Genomic DNA, 3477 nt, shown 5'->3' with positions numbered 1-3477 from the left:
GCGCCGCGGGCGGCCTGTGCCTCGTCCCGCTCACCGCGCCGCTGACCGGCCCGGCGCTCACCGACACGGCCGACCACATCGACCACGTCCGCGCCGTCGCGGGCCCCGGCGCGGTCGCCCTGTGCGGAGCCCACGACACGGGCGAACCCCACCCCGAGGGCCTCACCGACCCCACCGGCTACCCGCCCCTCCTCACCGAACTGCGCGCCCGCGGCTGGAGCGACGCCGAACTCACCGCCCTCACCTGGGAGAACGTCCTCCGCGTCCTGAAGGAGGCCGATGAGACGGCGAGAGCGACGAGCGCGCGACGCGGCCCGAGCACGGCGAGGCTGGGGGAGCGGGACGAACTGACGCCGAGGGCGGTGCCGGGACTGGGGCTGTGACCCGTGAGGGCCGGGCCTGACAACCCCTCCGGCATTTCAGGAGCGGGGTCCGGGGCGGAGCCCCGGGAGGCCACTCAGGCGTTGGGCCGCCCCATCGCCCGGTACGTCCACCCGGCTTCCCGCCACCGCGCGGCGGAGAGCACGTTCCGCCCGTCCAGCAGCACCTTCCGCGCCACGACCTCCCCCATCTCCCCGGGGTCGATCTCCCGGTACTCCCCCCACTCCGTGAGGTGCAGCACCACGTCCGCCCCCCGCACCGCGTCCAGCGCCGTGTCCGCGTACCCCAGCGTCGGGAAGACGCGCGCCGCGTTCGCCATCGCGCGCGGGTCGTGCACCGTCACCTGGCCGCCCTGGAGGTGGATCTGCCCCGCGACGTTCAGCGCGGGCGAGTCCCGTACGTCGTCGGAGTCCGGCTTGAAGGCCGCGCCGAGCACCCCGACCCGTACGCCAAGGAAGGAACCGCCGACGGTCTCGCGCGCGAGGTCCACCATCTGCGCGCGGCGGCGCATGTTGATCGAGTCGATCTCGCGCAGGAAGGTGAGCGCCTGGTCCGCGCCGAGTTCGCCCGCGCGGGCCATGAAGGCGCGGATGTCCTTCGGCAGGCAGCCGCCGCCGAAGCCGATCCCGGCGCGCAGGAACTTCCGCCCGATGCGCGCGTCGTAGCCGATCGCCTCCGCGAGCTGCGAGACGTCGCCCCCCGCGGCCTCGCACACCTCGGCCATGGCGTTGATGAAGGAGATCTTCGTGGCGAGGAAGGAGTTCGCCGAGACCTTCACCAGCTCGGCGGTCGCGTAGTCCGTGACGAGGAAGGGCGTGCCCTCGGCGATCGGGCCCGCGTACACCGTACGGAGCAACTCCTCGGACTCCTCGTCGCGCACCCCGACGACGAGCCGGTCGGGGTGGAGCGTGTCCTCGACGGCGAAGCCCTCGCGCAGGAACTCCGGGTTCCACGCGAGCCGCGCGCCCTCCCCGGCCGGTGCCAGCTCCGCGAGGCGCGCCGCGAGGCGTTCGGCCGAGCCCACGGGGACCGTCGACTTGCCGACGACGAGCGCCGGGCGGGTGAGCAGCGGCGCCAGCGTCTCGACGGCGCTGTCCACGTAACTCATGTCGCAGGCGAGATCGCCCTGCCGCTGCGGGGTGTTGACGCACACGAAGTGGACATCGCCGAAGTCGGCGATCTCCTCCCAGGAGCTCGTGAACCGCAGCCGCTTGGTGGAGCCGTCGAGCCCCGCGACGTGCTTGCGCAGCACCTCTTCGAGGCCCGGCTCGTACATCGGGGCCTCGCCGCGCGAGAGCGATTCGATCTTCTCGGGCACGACGTCGATGCCGAGCACGTCGAAGCCCAGCTCCGCCATGGACGCCGCGTGCGTGGCACCGAGATAGCCGAGACCGATGACGGTGATCCGGGGGGACTGGACCGGCGGCTGGCTCATGGACGGCTCCTGTGCGACGGGGGTACGTGGCGGGGCTGCGTAATGGGGCTGTGTGACGGGGCTGCGTGGCGCGGCCCGGTACGGGCCGCCGGAGCGGCCGACGGCGGGTCGCGCGGGCGCCTCCCCGGCGGATGCCGAGCATAGTCGGCGGGTGCCAGGGCGCTCCGGGGGCGCGGCCGGGAACGCGCGGGGGCTGTCGGAAAGGTCACTCAAGGTGCGCGTTCCGTAGGCGCGGCAGGCTTCGCCGCCTATTATTCGGAACCGTAGGTTACTTACCGGTAATGAGCGTGCGGGGAAACTCCCCGGGGCCCTTCGCGGCACTCCCGGGTCCGTTCGCGCCGGGCCGTTCGAGAAGGAGACCAGCACCGTGTCCGACTTCGACCTGTACCGTCCGGCCGAGGAGCACGACATGCTCCGCGAGACGGTCCGCGCCCTCGCCGAGGCGAAGATCGGCCCGCACGCCGCCGAGGTGGACGAGCAGGGCCGCTTCCCGCAGGAGGCGCGCGACGCGCTCACCGCCGCCGACCTGCACGCCGTGCACGTACCGGAGACCTACGGCGGCGCCGGGGCCGACGCCCTCGCGACCGTCATCGTCATCGAGGAGGTCGCCCGCGTCTGCGCCTCCTCCTCGCTCATCCCGGCCGTCAACAAGCTCGGCTCGCTGCCCGTCATCATCTCCGGCTCGGAGGAGCTGAAGGCGAAGTACCTGGGCCCGCTCGCCAAGGGCGACGCGATGTTCTCGTACGCGCTCAGCGAGCCCGACGCGGGTTCGGACGCGGCCGGGATGAAGACGAAGGCCGTGCGCGACGGGGACTTCTGGGTCCTCAACGGCGTCAAGCGGTGGATCACCAACGCGGGCGTCTCGGAGTTCTACACGGTCATGGCCGTGACCGACCCGACCAAGCGCAGCAAGGGCATCTCCGCCTTCGTCGTCGAGAAGGGCGACGAGGGCGTCTCGTTCGGCGCGCCGGAGAAGAAGCTCGGCATCAAGGGCTCGCCGACGCGCGAGGTCTACTTCGACAACGTCCGTATCCCGGCCGACCGGATGATCGGCGCCGAGGGCACCGGCTTCGCGACGGCGATGAAGACGCTCGACCACACCCGTATCACCATCGCCGCGCAGGCCCTCGGCATCGCGCAGGGCGCCCTGGACTACGCCAAGGGCTACGTCCAGGAGCGCAAGCAGTTCGGCAAGGCCATCGCCGACTTCCAGGGCATCCAGTTCATGCTCGCCGACATGGCGATGAAGATCTCCGCCGCGCGCGCCCTCACGTACCAGGCCGCCGCCGCCTCCGAGCGCGGCGACGCCGACCTGACCTACCAGGGCGCGGCGGCGAAGTGCTTCGCCTCGGACGTCGCGATGGAGGTCACGACGGACGCCGTCCAGCTCCTGGGCGGCTACGGCTACACGCGCGACTACCCGGTCGAGCGCATGATGCGCGACGCGAAGATCACGCAGATCTACGAGGGCACCAACCAGGTCCAGCGCATCGTCATGGCCCGCAACCTCCCGTAAGCGGAAGGGGTACGGGCCCGGCGCCCGTACCCCGCACCTCACTCCCCGTCCGCCTCACCCCTCCGGCCACCCCGCGCCGCGCAACCGCTCCCGCGCCCTCGCGCGCAGCCCCCGCGCGAGCGCGCCACCGAGCGGTGCGCCCGCC

The 3477-nt window shown here is 72.5% G+C and carries 3 protein-coding genes; 2 read left to right on the top strand and 1 reads right to left on the bottom strand.

What is annotated here, in order from left to right; all coding sequences use genetic code 11:
- The coding region (locus G3I42_RS04100; protein WP_203606337.1) for a membrane dipeptidase at nt 1-383 on the top strand (383 nt) is incomplete at its 5' end.
- Nucleotides 384-457: 74 nt separating this feature from the next.
- On the opposite strand, the gene G3I42_RS04095 is transcribed toward G3I42_RS04100, so the two are convergent.
- Nucleotides 458-1816: a UDP-glucose/GDP-mannose dehydrogenase family protein gene (locus G3I42_RS04095; RefSeq protein WP_164282471.1), complete on the bottom strand. Its 1359-nt coding sequence runs from the start codon at nt 1814-1816 to the stop codon at nt 458-460.
- Between the two features lie 409 nt (nt 1817-2225).
- Here G3I42_RS04095 and G3I42_RS04090 point away from each other — a divergent pair, with 409 nt between their 5' ends.
- Nucleotides 2226-3332 carry an acyl-CoA dehydrogenase family protein gene (locus tag G3I42_RS04090; protein ID WP_164282472.1) on the top strand — a complete coding sequence of 369 codons (1107 nt, stop codon included), beginning with the start codon at nt 2226-2228 and terminating at the stop codon, nt 3330-3332.
- Nucleotides 3333-3477: the final 145 nt, after the last annotated feature.

This window comes from Streptomyces sp. SID11385 (assembly GCF_010548245.1).
Lineage (GTDB): Bacteria > Actinomycetota > Actinomycetes > Streptomycetales > Streptomycetaceae > Streptomyces.
The sequence above is the reverse complement of the archived record's forward strand: the minus strand, read 5'-3'. Positions and strand labels throughout refer to the sequence as shown.